Source organism: Providencia rettgeri (assembly GCF_013702265.1).
Taxonomy (GTDB): Bacteria; Pseudomonadota; Gammaproteobacteria; order Enterobacterales; family Enterobacteriaceae; genus Providencia; species Providencia zhijiangensis.
Genome location: NZ_CP059348.1, coordinates 2473772 through 2495568, shown reverse-complemented (window position 1 = coordinate 2495568; position 21797 = coordinate 2473772). Strand labels below are relative to the sequence as shown.

The window sequence follows — 21797 nt, the reverse complement described above, 5'->3', positions numbered from 1 at the left end:
CAACTGCCGATTCAATCAAGGCAAATCAATAATAAATCCAATGCCTTTATTTTCTAATCCATCAGTGACTTTTAATGTCGCACCTATTTTTGATGCCAAGTTATGGGCAATAGATAATCCTAAACCGCTTCCTGTTTCTAATGTTCCAGGCACACGGTAAAAGCGAGAAAATAAATGCGCCCGGCTCTCTTCTGGAATACCGCGTCCATTATCTTGAATTGTAATGGTGGCACCAAAAGGGGTGAGATCTGCCAATGTCACTTTTATTTTGGCTTTTTCTGGCGAATATTTAATCGCATTTTCGATTAAATTAGTGAACACATTACTCAGCGCCAGCTTATCAGTTTCAATATAAAAAGAATCTGGGCTGGATAATTCCACATCAATATGTTTATTGAGAGCATAAGGAATATGCGATGAAATGAGATTACTGATTAACATCGGTAAATCAATGTTCTCTTTACGAATGGCAAAATCTTCCGCTTCCAAACGTGCGAGATCAATTAATTGATGAGATAAAGAAGCGGCGCGCGTTAATGTCTCTTTCATATCATTAATAATCTCGGCTTTTTCTTTTGGATTATCGATATGCATTAACACATGTAATTGTGCTGTTACCGCTGCAATCGGAGTTCGCAATTCATGAGCCGCATCTGCCATAAAACGTTTTTCGCGTAAATTCGCGGCATCGACTCGTGCCATTAATTGGTTAATCGCGGAAATAATCGGGCGAGTTTCTTTATACATATCTTTGGTATCAATCGGCGTTAAATTTCCCGGTTGACGCGATGAAATAATTTTAGCTACTTGTTTAATTGGGCGAATACTAAAATAGGCGGTGATCAAAATAGCGATTAACATTATGCCCAAAATAAAGGCGAGAGGAATGGCAGTGCCTTCGGCTGGATTACCAATTAACTTTCGTCGCTCAAGATACGATTCTGCAATCACAACTTCGAGGGTATGGTCATCATCCCATGCAGAGGTGAAATGCCAATCTTTATGTTGGGCAGTTAGCATCTCGACTGATTTTAGTGATGGGTCCGAAATCTTTTCACTATTGCGATATAACACATGTCCCCGATTATCCCGCACAACCATATACGGTTTATAGCTAGTTTCAATGCCGTTTTCCATGGCATCGGTATACATTTTTTGCAGAATAACCGCGAGCTTATCAAAATATTCTGGGGTATCTGACACTGTACCTAATGTACGCGCAATCCCTTGTGTGACAATTTGCTGTTGTTGGTTAAATTCATCATCATCGACCAAATCAGGTAGATAAAAAAATTGTAACCAACCGACTAGCAGCAGCCATAAAAAGATGACTGCGCCAATCTGAATACCAAATGTGTAGACAAGAAAGGATTTAATCTTCACTAGATTGCGCTTCTTTTTTTAGTAAATAACCGATGCCACGGATAGTAATAATTCTGTCTTTACCAATTTTGCGGCGTAAATTATGAATGTGGACTTCAAGGGAGTTACTTTCCACATCATCCAAGCCAAATAAACGTTGCTCTAAATCCGTTTTTCGCACGACATTGTCGGCATTCTTAATTAACTCGTATAGCAACAGATATTCTTTGCCGGAGAGTAATAATAATTGACCATCCAAGGTGACTTGATGGTTTAATGGATTTAATTGCAGATTATCCAATTGCCAAATTTCAGATGAAAACCCAGCCATACGTCGGCTAATAGCCTTTACGCGAGAAATCAACTCTGGCATCTCAAAGGGTTTTGTTAAGAAATCATCGGCACCAGAATCTAAACTCGCCACTAAATTATCCATTTTATTGCGGGCGGTAAGAATAATAATCGGTATTGATTCTCCAGCTTGGCGCCATGAAATTAATTCCTCTTGACCATCACCATCAGGTAATCCCAAGTCTAAAAGCATGACATCAAAATTGCGTGTCTGTAATTGCTGCTTAGCATCCGATAATAATCTGACCCAGCAAGGATTAAACCCAGCTAATTCTAGTCCACGGCATAACGCTTTGCCGAGCTGAAGATCGTCTTCTACCAATAAAATATTCATATTTATTACCTCTGTTGCGGAGTATAAGCAGACTCCGCTCACCCAGCAACCAGGATATTTACCCCCTTAAGCATCCCTTAAGGTTGGTTTAACCAAATATTAAGGTACTAAAATGCAAAAGCACTAATATACCCTCAACAACCATAACAAGAGCATTCATCATGAAACAAGCGTATATTGAAGTGCCTCTATTTATCGGGATTATTTTTATTGCCTTGCTATTTATGGGGGAGAGTTTCAATAAGCCACAATTGGCGTTGAATCCGACGAAATTAAATGAAGTTCAGCGATGCACTGATGCGAAAACTTGCTTAGTAGAGGCTCGGGTACTTGAAGTGAGTAAAACGAAACGTAATCCGGTGAATGAGTTTAAATCGTATCTTCGTCAAAAACTTTATTAATACTTTTTCGTTAATGGCGGAATGGTAAATTGTGGTGCTATCGGTTTTTATACGTAGAAGCGTATAAGTGATAGACAGAAACACATTGAAAGTGATTCAGATTAACTTCAAAGAATAATGAATTAAGAAATGGAAGATGGATATTACCCTTCCATTTCTCTGCTAATCATCTAGTCATCGGTATTTGCTTCAGGTAGCCAGCCGTCATCCATCCAAATTTCTTCTAAGATCTCTTCAATGCGTAATTTGTCATCCGCAATCTTCGTTCCTGAAATATTAATCGCCTGCTGAGAGCTAAAGCCTACTCGAGTAACCATATCAGGGTACTGTGACTGTAGTTTGCGTAAAATCTCAGACTCTAAAGCTTGTAAAACCAAGCCACTTGGTTTTTGTGGTGAATTTTTATCAAATAACACTTCGATGCGTAACATAATAGCCTCTACTAAAGACTGTATTAATATACAGTATTTTTAGATCTATATGGGGATATTGTCAATATCCCGCATTGAATATTTTTTTATTGTGATAGCAGGCTAACTCTTTTTATTTCGGCAAATTATTCCGATAAAGGGGGGTTACCCTTTAAAAGAAGCTGGCAGAAATATTAATACATAACCCTAAAATGGCCATATTAAAGACAAATGAAATAACGGACTGGAGCAATACCGCACGTCGCATAGGGGTTGAGGCAACTTCCACATCGGCTGTTTGTGAGGCGACGGCAATGGTGAATGAAAAATACATAAAATCCGAATAGCTGGGTTGGGTGATTTTATCGGGGAAAATTAGCCACGGTTTTTCATTTTCACTATTACCGTAATAGAGATGGGCATAGTGCATGGTAAAGCCGGTGGGTAAGAGCAGCCAAGAGGATATCAATGTCGAGGCAGTTAAAATATAAGAGTAAATTTTATCGGCTTTCGGAATATCACTGTGTCCACCCAAGGCAAAGAATAAGGCTAATAAACTGACGCAGCAGCCTGACATCAAGAAAAATATTACCATGCTCGCGCTTTCATCTTCAATTTTCGTCAGCTTACGAATATCTTTCACATTGTGGCTAATAATTCTCTGGAACAGAAACAGCAAATAGCACCACGCAAATGCGTTCCAACTGATAATTAAGTTAATAATCAGACTTTGTGTTTGAAATAAAGCGAAGAAAGTAATGAAAGCAACAATAAGCGAGACCAAAAAGCGTGGTCGAGAATGAAATGCATGACGTAGCTGGTGGGTGATACGAGCAGCACAGCGAAGCATGGGGTATTCCTTGAAAAATAATTATCATGTTAATTTAAAACGAGTATATCACTGAAAAAAATGGAGCACGAATAAGGTGCTCCATACAGGTATTGCTTAGGAATAAATAGGTTTATTTTTCGCTTTGTTTTATCAACGCATAGCGATTCAGTAGCTGTTTAAAATGGTTATCAATCCGTTGGTATTCAGACTCAGGAACGGAGCCTTGGGTTTGAAGTTGCTCAAGGCGACGCAATTCTTCTTCTAATGGAACGCTTTGATTAAAATGCTGGCGGGCATTGAAAATAATGGTTTTTAATTCAGACCCCGTGATATAGCTGCGAGGTTTACCATCAAGACTGTCTAAGCGCGTACTGAGATTGTTTAACTCCGCCATCCCTTCAGACCATTTCTGCAATTTATCGCTAGATAGCGCATTAATTTGCATATTTTGCTGCCATTTGTCGTTAAATGCGCTGACTTCTTGACGTTCACCATATTGCTTTGTGAGGTAACTCACCATGCTTAATCCATACTGCTGAGACCAAATTGGGGAGACGGACTCTAATTCCACGAGGTAGTTATCGATTATCTTGAGTTTTTCTGGGGAAAAACTATTGGGTTGAGCGGCATTAGGCTGTAATTGCTGCTCAAGAATTGAGGCGATATTCGGCGTAAAGTCAGGGAGTTGTGGGAGAGCTTGCGCTAAAACGTGGTTATTGATTTGCGGGTGTAAGACATACAAAGTTCCTGCACACAGCGCGCCGGTGAGCACAATACCGAAAGCCAGACCCACACAGATGCCTTTGCGGTAAGAAGGCTGAGTCGGTGTCGGTGTGCTGATGGTGGCATTGGCCTTGATGGAAATTGGCGTTGCGGCGGTACGGGCATGAAATGATGATGGCGAGGTTTTTGGCAATTGCAGCGGCGTTGGTGGAATAAAGCCACTATCAGGAACATCGGTATTTTCGAGCTGCTTGGCTTGGGTGGTGAGCAAGTTTTGCAGTCGCTCCAGCTGAGTGAGGTGTTTGAGCTCTAATGTTTGTAGCAACTGTCCAATTTGGTTTAGCGTCGCTTCAGTCTGATACAGAGCTGGCAGGTCTGCATAAACAGGTGCATGGGCGCGTAACCCAGTCATCAATTGTTGGCTCAGCGTTGCGAGGATCTCAACCCGGGCATGGGTCTGTTGTGGCCATAATCCTTGCCAGTGGCGGCTTAGTAAATGTTGGAGTAAAGATAAGCCTTCGTTTAATCCCGCGATGCCATTTTGATGCTGGCGGATCAGGGTAAACCATGCGCAAGTTTGTAAATCAGCACCGTTTTGGTTGAATAAGGACAAACAAAGTCCATGGGCACGCGCCCAGTCGACATCTGGGCGGGCGGGGTGAAAGCGTTTATTTAATTCTTCTTTGAGCGCGGCAAAATCAGCCAGCGTGCGCGGGTCGCCACCAAGGCGCAATGTGTTTAAATCTGGGTTCATAGTCTTCTCACGCTGTCGTCGGTTTAAATCGTATCGAATTGTTTTTTTAGATGGTGTACGAGAATGCGCCCATCCGGCATAAATTCAGTGCCATAACGGATCAAACCTTGCTCATGTAATTCAACCTCAAGGGCGTAATGGAGCGCCCCAAAGCTGTTTTGCGGTAATAACACCAAAGAGAGTGATTTGATGCGGGGCTCATACTTGAGTAACGTTGCCGATAAAATGGTCATCATATTGTGAGCGGTGCCGGGGAGACCTTGGATCATTTTACTCATATCAGGTAGCCCGTAGTCGGGAAGGTGCTCGATACTGCCCGCTCTGGCGTTGAGAATGCGGCGAATATTGTCCATCACAGACACCATCACTTGGTCATGTTCTGGGATAGCATCAATATCCAATCCACCCGCAAAATACCCCGTCAACATTTCATATAATGAAGGTTGGGACATGCTATTTTTCTCCAAGTGGTTTTAAGGTCATGGAGTTATCCGCGAGGGTGAGTAAGCGTGGGTCATCCGGTAGTAACCTCTTTTTGGGGATCACCACGCGCCAGTCGTCGGTAATAAGGTCAGGGTGATGGAACATCACGGCGACGGCAACAAATTCAGCGCCATCTTCAAGGGGCATATCGAGGGAAATCGACTCACCTGGACGAATACGTAAATCTTTTTGGACCACGAGAGAGGATTTTAGTACTTGGCTATCTTTGGCAAACAACGACGCATAATCACTCTCATCAAAGCTTTCTGTATCTTTTAATTGATATACGCGAATGATGGTGGATAGCGATGCGCCTGTATCATCGGTATTGAGTGCTTCACGCGCCACGAAATCAAGATGGACGACTTTCACTTGCTTATAAAATATCGCGTTTGCTGCACTGCGAGTGCCATCACTGACCATTTGAGTGAGCCCGCATCCGGTGAGGTTTAATGCAGTCAGAAGCACCAATGTTTTGCCACAAAATGGCAATAAAGGGATGTGTTTCATAGGGGAGTCCCAGAATTAGAATCGATAATTAGCGTAATGTGAGGGCGGCGTAGAGTGTGATGCTACCGATAATCGCTGATAGCGCCCTAAATTTAAGGTAATAATGTGTTCTCGGGGAGCGGCATTAGGCGCCAATGCACCCATTGCAGCAGTACGTCCCAGCTGAACACCTTGGTGAGATTGAGTGCTTAACGTCGCGTTAGGGAGCAACTTTCTGGGTAATTTGAGACAAAGACGGGCATTGACTCTTGACCCTAGGTAGACATGCAACAGCGCCATTAAATCTTGATACAGTTGTCCGTCAGGCAGCCAATTTCGGGCTTCATCAAAGTTATCTGTCTGTAAGGTAATCAAAACTTGGCTGTTTACATCGGTAGAATACTGACCTAAAACGGGTTTGTTGGTTAAGGTCATTGGGGTTTTGCACGACAGCCCCGTTTGAGTCGCTTGCTCGATGCGCCGCGGGTCATGGGGTTTGATTTTCACGCGAGTCTCAGGTGCCAGTAATTTAACGAGAGACGCAACACCTTCTGCGGTGCGCGTTGGAAAACGCAATGTACCCAATAAGGCGAGAAAGCGGGATAAAGGCGCTTGCACATGTTGGGCGGTGCCAGGGATCCCCAAGCCAATTAAGCCATATAAATACTGAGAAGTTTCATCTTCGCCACCTGCGGAAAAGGTCGCTGGATAGGAATATTTTCGCCAAATACGGTAAAACTGCGTGGTGAGTCGATGGTTAAAAATATCCAGAAAATCCGTGAGCGATTCGGTTCCTTCCCGTTGTTGCGCGATGTCATCGAGGTAGGCGGTGGGTAACGGCGATGTGACACCATATAACCCTAAAAAGGTGGTTCGAATACTTGGCGTATTGCTATCTCGGTAGCGGTCTTAAATGTCGATACCTTTAATTTCGGTGACAGGAAAACCCATCCCACGATGGGGACGAAACCGGATAATATCTGTTTTCGGGTCTTGGGTGCTACCAAGTGGCGGGCGCTGTTTATTACTCTGTTCTAGCAGTTGGCAAAACCGATAGAAGTTAACCAGTGGTAGACGCTCCCCTAGTGCATCAAAAAGCTGATTTACTGAGGATGATTCTCTGTCCATGTGAGGCGATTTCCTGTTGGTAAAATATGGAGAGTCAGTTGGTTAAATAGATGCACGTCGGTGTACAGTGCGAAAAAGCGGTTGAGCATTTCACCAAAGAGATGAATATCACCTTCACCGTTAAATCCGTTGCTATCGAGGGTGATATCGATGGCAATACCGCGTTGTAAAAAGCCTTTTTCGAAGCGCTCGATAAGGTGCTGTTCAACGTGGATCATGGCATCGAGTTTACGGCTGTTTAAATCATCTTCTCGCCAGTCATAGAGTGCCAATGTGCCGCGCAATACTTCCACGTTGTCCATCATATTGAGGAAACTGGCGCCAAGGTGGCTGAGAACGCGCCAATGGAAACGGTCTTCGGCTGGGGGATAGCAAGGCAGGGTTGGTTTGCATAAGTTGCGAACTTGCAGCTGGGTTTGTTGTGTTTCTTCGGTTCTGTCTAGCAATGTACTTTGCAGCGCTTTGCGCGGAAGTTGCCCGTTAGTGCCAGTTAATTGCAAAGATAAGGTTTCACTTTCCAGAGCGGCGGTTGGCTGCTCGCGCTCGCCCCCTAAAATCAGCCATGTATCATGCAACCCACTAACACCGCGCTTAACGCGAGTGTGGTAGTAGTGTTCTGGTGCATTGCGGCGCAACATGCCGCCTCGATGGCGAAAGCTGCTGAATGGGACATAGTGAATGTGTTCACCTCGCCTTGTGCCATGAACCGTATCGACAGCGTAAATTTCAGTGTGTCCATCTTGTAGGCGGCGGGGACGCAGTAAATATTCACTTTCTAACCCGTTAACGGTAAGAGGGTCCGCTTCAATATTGAATAAGTTGATCACCGGAACGCTGTGCAATTTTAGGTTATCGCGACTTAATGGAATGTCGCTATCCCACAGGGTATCGAGCACAATTTCCAGCTCAAAGTGACTTAGTCCTTCGGGTAATTGAATCTCTTCAAGCCCGTTTAAGTTGACGAAGAAAAACTTTTCGCGAAAAGAAAAATATTCCAGCAACAACTGGTAGCCGCTGAATGTGCTATCTCCTTTGGGCCACAGTTGATCTTCTTCGGCAAATCCTCCAGGGGAAAACCACAGCGGTAAACGAATACGGTCAGGGGAGGATGGTAAACGGATATAGGTCGCTGCGACGTGTTTGGTGAGAGCGAGATGCAGGGCGTAAGTGGTCGGGACGTCACCCGCCAAATAAAAGGAAATGGCACCAAGAGGGCTCTGTTTCCAATCGACCAGTTTTGCACAATCGAAGCGTAATCGGATCACGGAGCGTCCATCAGGCTCAGTGGTTAAATTCACTGTGGATAGTGCAATGGGGTTTAAGGTTAAATCCCGCGTGGTGCGGTAACGACAAACGGTTTTCTTCTCGCCAATCGGGCGTGAAAGCACTTCAAAATTGGCTGGGATCACCGACGATAATTTCATATCGTGAATATCGGGCGCGAGTTCCACCACGGACAGGGAAGGGATGGTTTGTAAGTAATGAGGCCAAAGTAGGCTGACCAATCCTTCCGTTAATTCCGGTAAATCATCATCAATTTTTTGGCGCAGTTGCCCCATCGAAAAGGCAAAACCTTCAAATAATCGCTCAACAAAAGGATCGGGAATGCCGGCTTTGTCTAAATCTAATAGTGCCGCCCGGTCGGGGTGAGCTTGGGCGAACTCTTTCGCAGCTTCGCGTAGATAGCGCATTTCTGCATCATAATAGCGAAGGGTTAAATCATCCATTCGTATCACTCTCACTGATTAATTTAAGGGTAGAGCACCAATGCTCGGACAGGATCTAAGCGAGTCAATTGAGCCAATAATTCAGACATTTGGTGATGTAACTCGGCTTTATCCGGTGTGTTACGTTGTGCTTTACCTCGCAGAAGTTGTAATTGGCGTGCTTTGACTTCAAACAGGGAATGCGGCTCCCAATCAGCCAGTTGCATGTGCTCAGCGCGATTATCTAATTCACGCAATAAGTTCAGCGCCAAATCATGACGGGCAAACTGCTCCGCCACTCTTGCCATTACCAATTGCAATAGCCATTTTTGGCGGGTGGTCTGAATGTTCGGACGAGACATTAACCATGCTAAGGCGGCTTCTACCCCTTCGGTATCGGCTTGCGTTAATGCTTCTTGCTCTAAGGCAAATATCGAGCCATTATCATCGTCATCCGTGCCGTGAACTGGCATAGAGTGCAGAGACTGAATGTTATCTTCCAGAATCTGTTGTTTGATCCATGCGAGGGTCACTTCATCAGCAAAGGGGGTGCCATCTTCCCATGCGAGATTTTCTAACCCCGGTAGGCGCAATAAGAATTGCTTTAAATCCGAGGCAATAACGTCTGCCCAACCATTCCAAGGCGTGGGAGATTTACTGAGTGCTTGATGTAAGTACCATTGAACATCTAACCAAAAATGGTTAACGCCTTCGGCAAATAGGCGGTCGGCTTGTTCGGTGAGTTCTAACCAGTTTTGTTGCAGATATAAGCGTTTTAATTGGGCTTTCGCATCTGAGCGCGGTGGGGCTAAACGCGTGCAACCATGCTGATTTTGTGGTGGCGATTGGTGCAGGGTATCCCAACGGACAGATTTCATCAGTCGGTGACCCGACAGCCAGCCGTTGGGTTGATTACGCAGATAATTGGCGAGCACTTTGGCTTGGTCGAGCAGTTCGTGACCCGATTGGATGGGGGCGATAGGGCTGATCCCCGAGGCAATTTGCTTTGTCGCCACATTTTCAGACGCTTTGATATTTTGCGGGATGACGCTATCAGCCCCACCCGATTGGGCGAGTCGATTTTCTAAGGCGCGTAAGAGGGGCGCAAGGTTAGGGCGGCTTGCTTCATCCCATGTATTAAACTCATCCACTATCGCGCTAAGTAGCGCCACAATACGCGAAAACTCGTTGCTATCCACCTCAGGGTAGAGAGATAAGCTGTCGAGGACACGTTGACCTGCCAGCCATTCGATGGCGGCTTTTCGGCTATTTGGACGCGAAGGTAGTAAGCTGTCATGGTAGCGATGCAGTAATCCTGCGAGTAGACCGAGTCCATCGGCTAATCCCGTTTCCCCTTCACGATGCAAACGTGCCCAAATATAGTAGGTGATAACTCGCGCATCTTTGCAGACGTTGGTCAGGAGGTTCTCGGCAAGGGCGCAAATTAACTCCGTGTCTGCCCCCGAGAGTTTGTTGACTTCTTCTTTCATGCGTTCGAAGTCATCGTCATAACCAGGGTCATCCCCCATTGGATTTTCGGCGGTAATGGGCAGTAGCCAGCGCTCCCATAGTGCCACTTGTTGCTCAACAAGCAGGTTTGCGGCAAGCGGATTTCCAGTAAAGCAAGCGGTGCGCAAGGCAGTTAATAATGGCATAGGTGATGTCCTATCGATGGCTAATCCAAAAAGATTTTTTCAGGCAAAACGAAATTGCGCAGTTTTAATAGCGCCAGTGGGCCTTGACCCATTTCGGTGCGCAGTTGGTAATTCAGCGAGATACCATCCGGTGTGACCCACGAAACGGTATAGCTGCTGGTGCTGCCCGCATAAGGCGCGACATTGGCCGTTTCGAGTAGACGAATCAGTCCCCACACACCACGATGATCGCCATAGAGTCGGGTGCCCGAGGACGTGGTCATCCAGGTTAATGATGCGCCAGATGCAATGGTATCAGCAGGCCAGACAAAGCGGTGCCACTCTGGGAACTGGTTATCGTAAGTAAGATTTTGCTTATCGATCACCAATATAGTCTGCATGACGTTTTTACTGGTGCCTGGACGCATTTCAAAATAGAGACGGGCTTCCCCATTGGCGAAAGCGACATCGCCTAACTCGGTTAGGGTATTTAGCGCGGTTAAGAAAGCAGGGTTAAAACGTAATCCTTGGGCGTTGGTGCTGTTCGGTACCCAGTGATTGCCCTCTTTACGTAACACGCCTTGCAGACGCGTTTCTAAGAAGCGCTGAATGCGTCCGTTATCGGGGCGCAGATATTGCGCCATCAATGGTAAGGAGATATCACTTTGGGTGTTTTTCAGTGGATAGCGCCCGCCGAAAGCGTTGTTCCATTCACTGACAATGGCATTTTGCCATTCGCTATTAATGCCTTGGGCAGTTGGTGTGAGTAATTGCTGCCACGCTTGAGTCATCGGCTCGACTAACAGCGCATCCCCAAAGCTTTGCCACTCTTGCCCAAAGCTGGCGGCAATTAAGCTGCCCATATCCCGCGTTTCGGAGAAATCGACATTTTTACCTTCTAAAATACTTTGCGCGAATGCTTGGGACATAGCCTGTGGGTCAGGGGCATTAACCACTTGCTGAAGCTTTAATCGCACACGGGTTATGCGGGTGAGATAGGCTTGCAGGCTGAGGTTATCGCTTGTTTGCGTAGTCGCTTGCGGGTCCACAAAATTCAGAATTGGAGCAAAAGTCTCTTCAAGCGGCCCCGTAAAGTCGGCTTTCTGACTAATGACCGGTTTCTGTTCTTTATTGAGCAGGTCTTTCGCGGAGTTCATAAAGGAATCGGCGAGCTTTTCTTGCTGGCGTCCGGTTTTCCCTTGATAAGCCACGGTATTCATCAGCGCAATGACGGGTGACTGGCGCACATCACTCATCAAAGATAATTGGTCAATAGTATCGGACAAACTTTCAGTATGGCGCCATTGCAGGCTATTGAGGAAGTTTAACCAGCTATCAGAAAAATCAGCAAAATAGCGTTCAGTAAGCTGCTGCTTGAGCACATCCGGCGAAATATCTTGGCTAAGTTCATGCTGGCTATCACTCAATACCCAATCAATTTCATTGCGGCGGGATTCAACCACTTTTTTGATGGCGGGTTGAATAGATTCTTCCCACGCTTTGCGGGTAAAAATACCTGACACAAACTCATCGGTGGTGAATAAAAAGCTGGCATCGGTATCGCCGGTCATGTCGTCTAAGGTCATATCTGGGAACTGATGCTGCGCTTGTAGTAACACTTCTTGATACAGCGTGGCACTTTCGCTGCGTTGGCCAATTTGTCGAATAAGTAAAGTGCGGCTTTGATTAATCAGATTATTGTTGGCGGTTAATTGCCATTCGGGGTGTTTCGGTAATTGCTGGGCATAGAACATCAGTAATTCTTTGCCGAGGGTTTGCCATTCACCTTCGTTCATTCCTTGAGGAACGGGGAGGGTCGTGAGCACGCTATCAGTAAAAAACGCGGGATCCATGCGCTCAGGGGTACTCATCATTAAGTAGGTTTTTAGGCTTTGATACGCCCCTTGGGTGGCTTGACGACGGTCTTCACTGTTAGGGGAAAGCTGGGCATAGGCTTGTAGCTGCTGAGCCAATTGCTGAGCGATGGTATCACGCAAAGGAGGTAATACCGTTTGTTGATATAGCGGCCATAAATGGGCTAATAGTGGCTGATTACTGTTTAGCCCAAAATGGAGCCAGAAAGGTACAGAAGTTTGTTCGCGATGATTGAGTAAGCCTAGGGTTTGCTGAAAATCATACTGGGCTTTGAGGCGTTCAGTTTCTGGTAATTGGGCGTTAGCAGCGACGCTCGCGCTTTGGTAGCTCTCTTCGATAAGCTGGCGATTGGCGAAGTAAGAGACAATCATGCCTGCGCCCCACAAGGTCATAGCGGTGGCAGCACCGTATTGAACGAGACGTTTTTTGTCAAAGCCTAAAGAGGCAGGCTGTAAACCGGATGCCAGTTCAGATTGTACATTCAACCAGCTTTTCCAGCGGGTATCAGGGTGCCAACTATTGGGTAAACGTTGCTGATTTAACGGATTGATAGAAGGGCTAAATGCGATGCCGGAAAAAGGCAGCGTACGTAATTGAGTGTTGAGTGGGGCTAATGCGGTAGCGAGCTGTTGGCTGCCACCGTTTTGTAAAAATTGAGCAAAAGCAAGCAGATAGGTATGTTTCTGCTCGCGAAGTAATGCTTGAGTTCCGTTGATCACAAGTGCGGGGATCAGGCTTAACAAGCTAGGGGATAGCGCCTCGGCGGGCATATTTTGTTCTGTCATGCAGAGGATAGAGGGCGTTTCGACCGCGCTGAGGGATTGTTGGTCACTGACACTCCATACCCAAACTGGCGCACGCCAACCTAATTCTTGGAAGAGGTTTTGGATTGAACGCCCCGCATTGTGGGCTGTTGCGGTATTGAGATTAGTGAACGTGACGTTGTTGTCTAAAAGCTGAGACGAAATGCTATTTTCAGTCACCCAAATCACGCCATCGAGCGGACGACGTCGGCGCAGGTGTTTGAGGGTTTCCAGTCGCTCTGAGTCTATGGAACTCCCGATATCGCCACCGTAGATAAGTAGGGTGCCATCACACTCTTGCCAGATTTCTTGCGTCAGGCTAGGGGCGAGTTTTTCGACCGCGGAGTGGGAGCCGAGGAGGAGTTGAATAGAGACTTTGGAATGCCAGAAAGTGCCGTATTGGGATTTTAGGGTGACTAATATGGGGGATAAATTCTGGTTATTGAGGATGGATTTTTTGTCTTTATCTGGATAAGTACCCGTGTCTTTATTTTCTTCACGGTGCTCTGCTATTTTTTTGTGATGAAATCCCCATCGAACGGCACTATAAATAATACTAAAAGAAATAATAATACCGATCGTAATGTACTTTTTGAATTTTGTTTCTAGGTAAAAGTGTTCACCATAGAACCAAACACAAAGGCATAGTAAGACAACAAAAATGAAGAAAGAAAATGTCTTCACTACGGATTTATTCAATTTTATATTCATATCGATGGACTCGAAGTAATAGTTCCAATAAACATTGATTGATTATCTTGAGAAAGTGTTAAAGCTGAGTTCTTGGATTGAGCAACATAGTCAATGGCGATGGCTAAATTTAACCAACTTGAAAATTCGCCTACTGGACCAATAAAAAATTCTAAGTTAAGTAACTTATTGGGTTCTATTTTAGGGAGTACCTCAGAGGCACTGAAAATCGCGCCGATTAAATCGTTTTGGCATTTATTGTCAGAAAAACAAAGAAACGTATTTTTTGATTCAGTCTGTATTTCAGTAAATAGATGGATGGCATTCTGTTTATCTTCATCGATTGTGATTGGCATCGGTCTTTTTACATTAGCAATCGTATTGAGTTGATATGCCAAAGCGACTTCATCGGAAGTAAAAATAAACGCTGCAAACGCGGCAGATTGATTTTGGTTATAAGCCTGCTCAATGAGTACCAGTTGGATTAGGTCTTCATTGTTTCTTACAGTATCTTCGATGTAGTTGTAATCTAGTTCATGGGTGAAATTTACATTGTGTGGTGGTGGGGTATGAAATAATTTTTCCCATGAATATTCGAATTCTTTTCTTGATGTGTTGTGGTCTTGATTTGTTAAATAGTGAACAGAGAAAGGGTATTTGGTACTGACCTCAAGAATCTTATCTTGCAGTGTCCTTAGTAAAATAAAACACGGAGATTTATCTTCAGGTAAATAATCAATTCTCTTTGGTAGTTGGTAGCTTGCGATATGTGAACTCTGATGTTTTAAAATATAGGGTAATGTGATTTTATCAGGAAGTAAAATAACGGAGTCTAATATGCTAATTGCTCTTGAACCCCATTCCTCCCATTTTTTATCAGCATATTTCTTTTCATTTTCTAAGAATTCATAATTATTTTTTGATTTAAAATAAAAAATAATTTTTACGAAGAATACACTTAAAACAGTAATGAGCGGGGCTATAGCCACAAAAATGATGATAATCTTTCCTCTATCTGAATCGAGAGATTCTTTTTGAGAATTAAAATAGAGTGAATAAAATAGAAAAAATAATGTTAAACCTAACGCTATAATCCATTTAACGTAAGGAGGCTTTTGAGGTTTAGGTACTTGTAGCGATGCTTTTTTATTCCAAGACATAATTATCCTAAATTAAAGTCAGTAATACTGGCAATGAGATAACAACCGCACTCAGTTTTGCTTCCATCCACGGCAACAGGAATACCTTTACATGTAAATTCTGTAGCGCCTTCAATAATGGCATTAATGCCATGACCTTTTTTGGGGCAACTGACTAAGTCACCTATTTTAGCTGCTCTTTTTCCATTAATAATAATATCGGAAGTTGCGGTAATAACGGTGCCACCATGACTGGTTTTATCACCCAGTAAAATAATGTTTTTAGTCATAAGAGTTTAAATATTAATAGGTAGGTTGTGATATTCAAAAAATATTAACTTAGTATTTTAATATTAATTATTGGCTATAATTTTCAGCGGTTGAAATAGGTGTTGGGGATTGGATTGCGCAGCGAAAACCTCGCCCTGTGCTCATTATCTCTGTTAATACAGGAGGCATAGCATAGCGTTCAATATTCTGGTTATCCATAAAATTGGTACCCGCAGAGCCTCGAGTTACTTTGGTCGTACCCGATTGAGGGCCTTGCGGATTTTTTTCGGGAGATACTGAATAGTAGTTTTCATCGTACCAATCATTGGTCCAATCCCAGCCATTGCCGATCATATCATATAACCCTAGGGGATTGGGTTTGCGCATATTTAATGGAATATATGCTTTGGAAGAAGGATCAATAAAGTCGCCAAACTTGCCATCGTCACTTGAGTAATTCAAAAATTGACCTCGACTACGAGCCGCATACTCCCATTGCGCTTCGGTAGGCAAGTCAACCGGTAATCCACTTTGTTGCCCAATCCATTGGCAATAATCTTTAGCATCTTGCCAGTTAACAGAGGCGAGATAATTATCATTGGTAAATTTTTTCATCGATACATAGCGTACTTGTTCTTTCAGTTTTTTATAATTCTCGGGTAGAGGTTTTCCCATGATATCTAGCCATTGCAAGTATTCGCCCCATGAAACCTTACTTTTTGAAATGCTGAAACTATCGAGGGTTACATTATGGGTAAATTTATTATCCTTGCTAATACTATAAACAAAATTGGATTTACCATCTTTACCACCAAAATCTCCCATTAAAAAAGTTCCGCCCTCAACAAACACCATATTATTTAAAGTATCATTGACCAGTTGTTGAGCTTGTTTTTGTTGTTCTGCGGTAGGGGTGTGATCACACCCTACCAGTGACCCTATCAGCAAGGGCAAACTTAAACACCAAACCATTTTCATTATCCTAACTCCTTATCGTTCACAAACACGCGCGTACAACTGTCCACGTAGATAAAATCGACTTGTTTGAGCGGTGTCTGCTGATTCATATCCACATTTTGCTGCACCTCAAGACTGTTGGGCAGTTGCTGATACAAGGCCGTTAAGTTTTGTCGGTAATGGCGGGGTGCTATTTGAATTTCAGATGTCGCTATCGAACGATTACAGCGCATACCGGATAAAACATTAATCCTCTCAATAGAATTATGGATTTTCTACACACCGAAACCCTTCACCATACTTATCGTTAGGATATTCACCGCCCCGAGTGATCGTTAATGTGCCATCAACGCTGCCACGATAACCACGGAAGACTCTCTTCGTTCCGGTTTCCGGTCCTTGCGGATTCTCTTCGGGGGAATGTTGATAATAACCGTCACTATACCAATCGTTAACCCAATCCGTTCCATTGCCCATCATGTCATACAGTCCGATAGGGTTGGGGGCAAAACTTCCTACAGGAGCAGGCCAAATAGTAAAGTTTCGGTTGGGGTCTTCGTTATTATGATACAATTTGTTATCACTATTCCCGAAAATCAAAAATTGACCCCCGCTGCGAGCGGCGTACTCCCACTGGGCTTCCGTGGGTAAATCGGTTTTTTTGCCACTATTTATCCCTAACCATTGGCAGTAGGCCTTCGCATCTTGCCACGATACTTTTGCAGGATAATCATCCCCCAGCTCCTCCCAATCGACGGCCTCACTATTTTTACCCTTCGTATAAAATTCAAGGGGTTCTCTTCCTTGCACATCCAACCAGCGATTAAACTCTCCCCACGTCACTCGGTATTTGCCCATTTTAAAATCCGATAAGGACACCCAATGCAAAGGCTTGGTTGAAAGGTCAAGACTATACGGCAGTTTATCTTCCACTAACGGTCCAAAATCTCCCATCTGAAAACGTCCGCCAGGAATAGAAACCATATTATCCATCGAGGCTTGACGCAACTTAGCCGATTCAGCCTCTTTTTGCCCACTATCACACCCGGCAAGTATAACTATCAGTAAAGGCGTGTAGAGACGCCATGGCATTGTCATTATCGTAACTCCTTATCGTTCACAAACACGCGCGTACAACTGTCCACATAGATAAATTCAACTTGCTTTAATGGCGCTTGCTGATTTACATCCGTATTTTGCAGAACTTCAAGACAATCGGGAAGCTGTTGATACAGTGCCGCGAGGTTTTGTCGGTAATGGCGGGGTGCTATTTGAATTTCAGATGTCGCTATCGAACGATTACAGCGTATACCGGATAAAACATTAATCCTCTCAATGGGATTATGGATTTTCCACACACCGAAATCCATTACCAAACTCATTATCAGGAATTTTACTTCCCCGAGAGATCGTCGATGCACCATCAGAACTGTCATGGTAGCCCCGGGTCACTTTTTCCTCACCATTGTCGGGCCCTTGAGGATTCTCTTCCGGTGAATGTTGGTAATACACCTCACTGTACCAATCACTCACCCAATCCGTTCCATTGCCCATCATGTCATACAGTCCTATGGGATTCGGCGCAAAGAGCCCAACCGGGGCAGACCAATCGGTAAAGTTGCGGGCAGGATCTTGCTCATAGTACATCTGATTATCACTGTTACCGTAAATCAAAAACTGCCCGCCACTGCGTGCCGCATACTCCCACTGGGCTTCGGTGGGTAAATCCGTTTTTTTGCCGCTCGTCCTCCCTAACCATTGACAATAAGCTTTCGCATCCGACCATGAGACTTTTGCCGGGTAATCGTCGCCAAATATCTCCAACAAATAGGTCAGCTCGCTCTTTTTCCCCTCAGTATAAGATTCAAGGTGCTCTCTTCCCTGCACCGCCAACCAGCGATTAAACTCCCCCCACGTCACGCGGTATTTTCCCATCTTAAACGCCGACAACGAAACCCAATGCAACGGTCGAGTCGACGGGTCACTGCTATACGGCAGTTTGTCATCAAAAAGGGGGCCAAAATCCCCCATTTGAAACCGCCCGCCTGGAATGGGCACCATATTCTCCATCGAAATTTCGCGTAACTGCGCGGCATTCTGCGCTTTTTGCCCGTCATCACAGCCAATTAATCCCCCAAAACTAATCAGTAAAACAGTACGGTATGTTTGATTAAAGAATATCATGGCTATTTAGTTACGGGTTGGATAGGGGTTGGGGATTGGATTGCGCAGCGAAAACCTCGCCCTGTAATGGTGATATCGTTTAGAATTGGTTCCATAGCATAGCGGTTGATCGTTAAATTTTTAAAAATATCAGTACCTGCTGATCCCCGAGCCACTTTCTTGATTCCTGAGATAGGACCTTGGGGGTTTTTACTTGGTGAAGCTGAATAATAGTTTTCATCGTACCAATCATTGGTCCAGTCCCATCCATTGCCCATCATATCGTATAATCCAATTTGATTTGGTTTTCGTGTATTGAGTGGCACAAAGGCTCGAGAACTATGCATTACTTCAGTATCGAATTGTTGATTATATGTTGCAAGGGATATAAATTGACCTTGACTACGAGCCGCATACTCCCATTGAGCTTCGGTAGGTAAGTCAACAGGTAAACCACTTTGCTGTCCAATCCATTGACAATAATCTTTAGCGTCTTGCCAACCAACAGAGGCTAAATAATTATCTTTAATAAACTCTTTAGCGGGGGGATAACTTGTCCACTCTTTTATTGCAATATAACTTTTAGGTAACGGCTTATTAGTTAAATCTATCCATAATAGATATTCTCCCCAGGAAACTTTACTTTTTGATATGCTGAAACTATCGAGGGTTACATTATGGGTAAATTTATTATCCTTACTAAGACTATAAACAAAATTGGATTTACCATCTTTACCACCAAAATCTCCCATTAAAAAAGTTCCGCCCTCAACAAACACCATATTATTTAAAGTATCATTGACCAGTTGTTGAGCTTGTTTTTGTTGTTCTGCTGTCGGAGTGTTATCACAAGCTGTAAGTAAAAGAATAAAAGGAAGAGAGATATGGAATTTAGTGTGTCTCATTTAAGATTGCCTTTTGAATTGTAATAAATTCTTTAATTAAGTTAGTTTATAGGGGGAATATAATTAACTATTACCGTATAAATTTTCTTTCCAATTGACACCATCTCTAGACCATAATGTGCGGCTAGTCACATCGGAAATCGTAATGTACTCTTTAAAAGGGGTTCCATTATTCTGTTTAGCTAATGCTTCATTAGGTAATTTATCTCTGAGTGTACCAAAAATTTCTGCATAGCGACTTGCTCTAGAATAAATTTTACCTCGGTCAGTGTAATGAGTTTTGGTCTCTTCACCTAAAGATAAAAACGACAGAATATATGTGGTATTGATAGGGACACTTAATTTAGAGCCATCAGGTATGGTACTTAAGTGTTGAATGATATTATCAAAATCGCGTTGTGATTGAGCCCATCGAAGGATATACAGAATAGCACGTTTTCTGGTGCTGAAGACTCCATCTATTTCGCCAGGGGTTAATTTATGACTTTGTCCATAAAAATGATTTTCCCAAAATTCGTGCTCTAAAAGAGCTGCAATAACAGCCCCTTTTGTTTCTGGAGGCGTAAATTTAAAATCATCACCATTATTTTTAATAATGGCAGTCATTAATTTTTCTCGATTATTTTTGTTTTGCCAAGCAGTTTCGAAATATCGAGTTGCATCATATAAACCTTGATAAATTGCTATGCCTGCTCCCATAGCAATTAAAATTGGTAATTTACAAATAGCCAAAAAATCATCTTCGGAAATTATTCTTAACATTTTTATATAGTCAATATCACGTAACATATGGACAAAGCATGGCATAAATTCCTCCATAATTTTATCCATATTCACCTCAAAAGTAAGATGACCACCAGCGCCAGGTCCCCAGCATAATTCTGCATGAGCAATAAGGTATATCTTGCCATCTATAACGGTTATAGCGAATTGCGCAGTTGCACCTACTCCTAGCATAAAATCTGTTCCTCCTGCTACTTTAGCAATAGAACAGAAGCCATCAGTTTGTTCATATTTTTTCCGTTGGGCAGGGGTTAATTCTGGACTTAACCAGAGAAACTCACCAGCCAACTCAACACCACCTTTAACGCCAACAAATACACTGGCTTCCGAATTCAAGCCAAGAGCATCTGCAGACTTGGTGATATCAGATCCTTTAACATCGCTTAATTGAATGCGATTATTATCTGTTGTTGAAGATTGAGAGCCTCTTAAACCCTCAGTTGAAAGATTCACACTTGCTTGTAAGCCAAAGCTGGCTCCTAACATGCCAGCTAATGTGAGAGCGATATCAAATCTAAAAGCTCCCATCGACGCCATCATTTCTTTGTAGCTTAAAGCGCCAAAGTCACCAATGACCCGGGTTGTGGATTTTGGATTTCTTGTCGGGTATAAAAATTGAACACCTTGGCGGTTTGGTAAGTGAATTCTTCCTTCCGCTTTTGCTTCTGCAAATGCGAAGTTGCCATAAATATTGGCTTTAGCTTGTGCTTTTCTATCTTTATTTCCGCCAAGGGAGCCATTGGAAATTTCGATATTGCCATCACCTCCGTAACTCCATCGCATGATTTGTGCTTTTTTATCAAAGGATGCATATTTTGTTTTAGTTGGCGGTGTTGAGTCCAAGCTTTTATTAACGTCTTCTGCCCACTTTTGGAAGCTTCCAGCCCATTCACCGAGTGTTCCGCTATCACCCTCTAATTCAAAAAGTTGATATTTAAAAGCAGGTTCAATTTCCTTTAATGCTTCTTTTAGTTGCTCAGTATCAACTGCTAGTTTTTCTGTTTGGTTTCCATTTGTATCTGTTTCTATTACCCGGTTAATTATTTTTTTCTTTTCTTCGTTACTTATATCACTACGTTCTAATTTATGTACTTCATGTTTGCCTTTGGTATCTATTTGATCGGAACGAACGTAGCGATATTTAAACCCACCGCTAGCTTGTACTTTGAGTAGCTCAACAATATTCAGATTGTCACTACCTGCACTGGAATCTAGTAATGAGCGATTTTTTTTATCCTCTTTCTCATTCTCATCAATAATGACAGTTAATGTTGAAACTATTTTATTAAGTTCATTTGCAGCTTGATTGTATTCTTCATGGCAGTTTAATAGCTTATTAACGAACTCGTCGGAGTTTTTTTCTCTTTCTTTTAAAGATGTGCTATCGAGTAAGTTATCAATTTGAGCTAAGCGACTATGTTTATTTTTTACGAGCGTACATAAATGCCGGCTTTCTAATTCAAGAGCATCATCTGGGACAAAAATTAATTCATTAGTATCTGGATGATAATAAAGATTAGGCTCGCTTGATGAGTAAGCATCTTTATTACTACCATCCACGTTATTTGTTTTCGATTGTGTTTGATTTTTTTGCATAATTATCCA

At 43.3% G+C, this 21797-nt stretch carries 19 protein-coding genes and 1 pseudogene; 1 reads left to right on the top strand and 19 read right to left on the bottom strand.

Annotated features, from left to right (window positions below; translation table 11 throughout):
* Positions 1–15 precede the first annotated feature (15 nt).
* Together H0913_RS11470 and H0913_RS11465 are read right to left on the bottom strand one after the other, a co-directional pair.
* The gene (locus H0913_RS11470; RefSeq protein ID WP_181477285.1) at positions 16–1383 is read right to left on the bottom strand and encodes a sensor histidine kinase; all 1368 of its coding nucleotides are present in this window, start codon (positions 1381–1383) and stop codon (positions 16–18) included.
* On the bottom strand, positions 1373–2047 hold the full coding sequence (locus H0913_RS11465; RefSeq protein ID WP_154602845.1) for a response regulator: 675 nt from the start codon (positions 2045–2047) through the stop codon (positions 1373–1375). The genes H0913_RS11470 and H0913_RS11465 overlap by 11 nt, the downstream gene beginning before the upstream one ends.
* Before the next feature lie 161 nt (positions 2048–2208).
* On the opposite strand from H0913_RS11465, the gene H0913_RS11460 reads away from it, so the two are divergent.
* Positions 2209–2448, top strand: a complete 240-nt coding sequence (locus tag H0913_RS11460) for a hypothetical protein (protein ID WP_154602844.1) — start codon at positions 2209–2211, stop codon at positions 2446–2448.
* 170 nt (positions 2449–2618) lie between these two features.
* On the opposite strand, the gene H0913_RS11455 is transcribed toward H0913_RS11460, so the two are convergent.
* The 17 genes and pseudogenes from H0913_RS11455 to H0913_RS11375 all read right to left on the bottom strand — a co-directional run bounded on the left by H0913_RS11455 (position 2619) and on the right by H0913_RS11375 (position 21788).
* Positions 2619–2879, bottom strand: a complete 261-nt coding sequence (locus tag H0913_RS11455; protein ID WP_036952942.1) for a DinI-like family protein — start codon at positions 2877–2879, stop codon at positions 2619–2621.
* Positions 2880–3030: 151 nt separating this feature from the next.
* Positions 3031–3708 (bottom strand): DUF1345 domain-containing protein, encoded by a 678-nt coding sequence (locus tag H0913_RS11450; protein ID WP_036952946.1) that lies wholly within the window; start codon positions 3706–3708, stop codon positions 3031–3033.
* A gap of 112 nt (positions 3709–3820) precedes the next feature.
* Positions 3821–5167, bottom strand: a complete 1347-nt coding sequence (locus H0913_RS11445) for a VasL domain-containing protein (RefSeq protein ID WP_181477284.1) — start codon at positions 5165–5167, stop codon at positions 3821–3823.
* Between the two features lie 23 nt (positions 5168–5190).
* Positions 5191–5619, bottom strand: coding sequence for a type VI secretion system baseplate subunit TssE (gene tssE / locus H0913_RS11440; RefSeq protein ID WP_004912512.1), 429 nt, complete (start codon positions 5617–5619; stop codon positions 5191–5193).
* 1 nt (position 5620) lies between these two features.
* Entirely contained in the window at positions 5621–6160 is a 540-nt protein-coding gene (tssJ, locus tag H0913_RS11435; protein WP_181477283.1) for a type VI secretion system lipoprotein TssJ, read from the bottom strand.
* A gap of 15 nt (positions 6161–6175) precedes the next feature.
* Positions 6176–7267, bottom strand: a pseudogene (gene tssG / locus H0913_RS11430) (type VI secretion system baseplate subunit TssG).
* On the bottom strand, positions 7243–8994 hold the full coding sequence (gene tssF, locus H0913_RS11425; RefSeq protein ID WP_181477282.1) for a type VI secretion system baseplate subunit TssF: 1752 nt from the start codon (positions 8992–8994) through the stop codon (positions 7243–7245). Before tssF ends, tssG begins: the two are co-directional and overlap by 25 nt.
* 23 nt (positions 8995–9017) lie before the next feature.
* Complete coding sequence (gene tssA / locus H0913_RS11420) at positions 9018–10628, bottom strand: type VI secretion system protein TssA (RefSeq protein WP_181477281.1); 1611 nt, start codon at positions 10626–10628, stop codon at positions 9018–9020.
* A gap of 20 nt (positions 10629–10648) precedes the next feature.
* Positions 10649–13984, bottom strand: coding sequence for an ImcF-related family protein (locus H0913_RS11415; RefSeq protein ID WP_232368784.1), 3336 nt, complete (start codon positions 13982–13984; stop codon positions 10649–10651).
* Between the two features lie 8 nt (positions 13985–13992).
* Entirely contained in the window at positions 13993–15135 is a 1143-nt protein-coding gene (locus H0913_RS11410) for a hypothetical protein (protein WP_154639290.1), read from the bottom strand.
* 2 nt (positions 15136–15137) lie between these two features.
* Positions 15138–15404, bottom strand: a complete 267-nt coding sequence (locus H0913_RS11405) for a PAAR domain-containing protein (RefSeq protein WP_181477279.1) — start codon at positions 15402–15404, stop codon at positions 15138–15140.
* Between the two features lie 67 nt (positions 15405–15471).
* Complete coding sequence (locus tag H0913_RS11400) at positions 15472–16362, bottom strand: formylglycine-generating enzyme family protein (RefSeq protein WP_181477278.1); 891 nt, start codon at positions 16360–16362, stop codon at positions 15472–15474.
* A gap of 243 nt (positions 16363–16605) precedes the next feature.
* Entirely contained in the window at positions 16606–17439 is an 834-nt protein-coding gene (locus H0913_RS11395; protein WP_181477277.1) for a formylglycine-generating enzyme family protein, read from the bottom strand.
* Positions 17439–17699: a hypothetical protein gene (locus tag H0913_RS11390; RefSeq protein WP_181477276.1), complete on the bottom strand. Its 261-nt coding sequence runs from the start codon at positions 17697–17699 to the stop codon at positions 17439–17441. The genes H0913_RS11395 and H0913_RS11390 overlap by 1 nt, the downstream gene beginning before the upstream one ends.
* Positions 17683–18525 (bottom strand): formylglycine-generating enzyme family protein, encoded by an 843-nt coding sequence (locus H0913_RS11385; RefSeq protein ID WP_181477275.1) that lies wholly within the window; start codon positions 18523–18525, stop codon positions 17683–17685. Before H0913_RS11385 ends, H0913_RS11390 begins: the two co-directional genes overlap by 17 nt.
* A 2-nt stretch (positions 18526–18527) precedes the next feature.
* Positions 18528–19409, bottom strand: a complete 882-nt coding sequence (locus tag H0913_RS11380; RefSeq protein WP_181477274.1) for a formylglycine-generating enzyme family protein — start codon at positions 19407–19409, stop codon at positions 18528–18530.
* 63 nt (positions 19410–19472) lie between these two features.
* Complete coding sequence (locus H0913_RS11375) at positions 19473–21788, bottom strand: hypothetical protein (RefSeq protein WP_181477273.1); 2316 nt, start codon at positions 21786–21788, stop codon at positions 19473–19475.
* Between the last annotated feature and the right edge of the window lie 9 nt (positions 21789–21797).

Bases quoted from the DNA above. Each gene is read 5' to 3' on its own strand.
- H0913_RS11400 (WP_181477278.1), bottom strand. From the start codon at position 16,362: ATGAAAATGGTTTGGTGTTTAAGTTTGCCCTTGCTGATAGGGTCACTG.
- tssA (WP_181477281.1), bottom strand. From the start codon at position 10,628: ATGCCATTATTAACTGCCTTGCGCACCGCTTGCTTTACTGGAAATCCG.
- H0913_RS11385 (WP_181477275.1), bottom strand. From the start codon at position 18,525: ATGATATTCTTTAATCAAACATACCGTACTGTTTTACTGATTAGTTTT.
- tssF (WP_181477282.1), bottom strand. From the start codon at position 8,994: ATGGATGATTTAACCCTTCGCTATTATGATGCAGAAATGCGCTATCTA.
- H0913_RS11465 (WP_154602845.1), bottom strand. From the start codon at position 2,047: ATGAATATTTTATTGGTAGAAGACGATCTTCAGCTCGGCAAAGCGTTA.
- H0913_RS11395 (WP_181477277.1), bottom strand. From the start codon at position 17,439: ATGACAATGCCATGGCGTCTCTACACGCCTTTACTGATAGTTATACTT.
- H0913_RS11380 (WP_181477274.1), bottom strand. From the start codon at position 19,409: ATGAGACACACTAAATTCCATATCTCTCTTCCTTTTATTCTTTTACTT.
- H0913_RS11375 (WP_181477273.1), bottom strand. From the start codon at position 21,788: ATGCAAAAAAATCAAACACAATCGAAAACAAATAACGTGGATGGTAGT.
- H0913_RS11410 (WP_154639290.1), bottom strand. From the start codon at position 15,135: ATGTCTTGGAATAAAAAAGCATCGCTACAAGTACCTAAACCTCAAAAG.
- H0913_RS11405 (WP_181477279.1), bottom strand. From the start codon at position 15,404: ATGACTAAAAACATTATTTTACTGGGTGATAAAACCAGTCATGGTGGC.
- H0913_RS11445 (WP_181477284.1), bottom strand. From the start codon at position 5,167: ATGAACCCAGATTTAAACACATTGCGCCTTGGTGGCGACCCGCGCACG.
- H0913_RS11455 (WP_036952942.1), bottom strand. From the start codon at position 2,879: ATGTTACGCATCGAAGTGTTATTTGATAAAAATTCACCACAAAAACCA.
- H0913_RS11460 (WP_154602844.1), top strand. From the start codon at position 2,209: ATGAAACAAGCGTATATTGAAGTGCCTCTATTTATCGGGATTATTTTT.
- tssJ (WP_181477283.1), bottom strand. From the start codon at position 6,160: ATGAAACACATCCCTTTATTGCCATTTTGTGGCAAAACATTGGTGCTT.
- tssE (WP_004912512.1), bottom strand. From the start codon at position 5,619: ATGTCCCAACCTTCATTATATGAAATGTTGACGGGGTATTTTGCGGGT.
- H0913_RS11450 (WP_036952946.1), bottom strand. From the start codon at position 3,708: ATGCTTCGCTGTGCTGCTCGTATCACCCACCAGCTACGTCATGCATTT.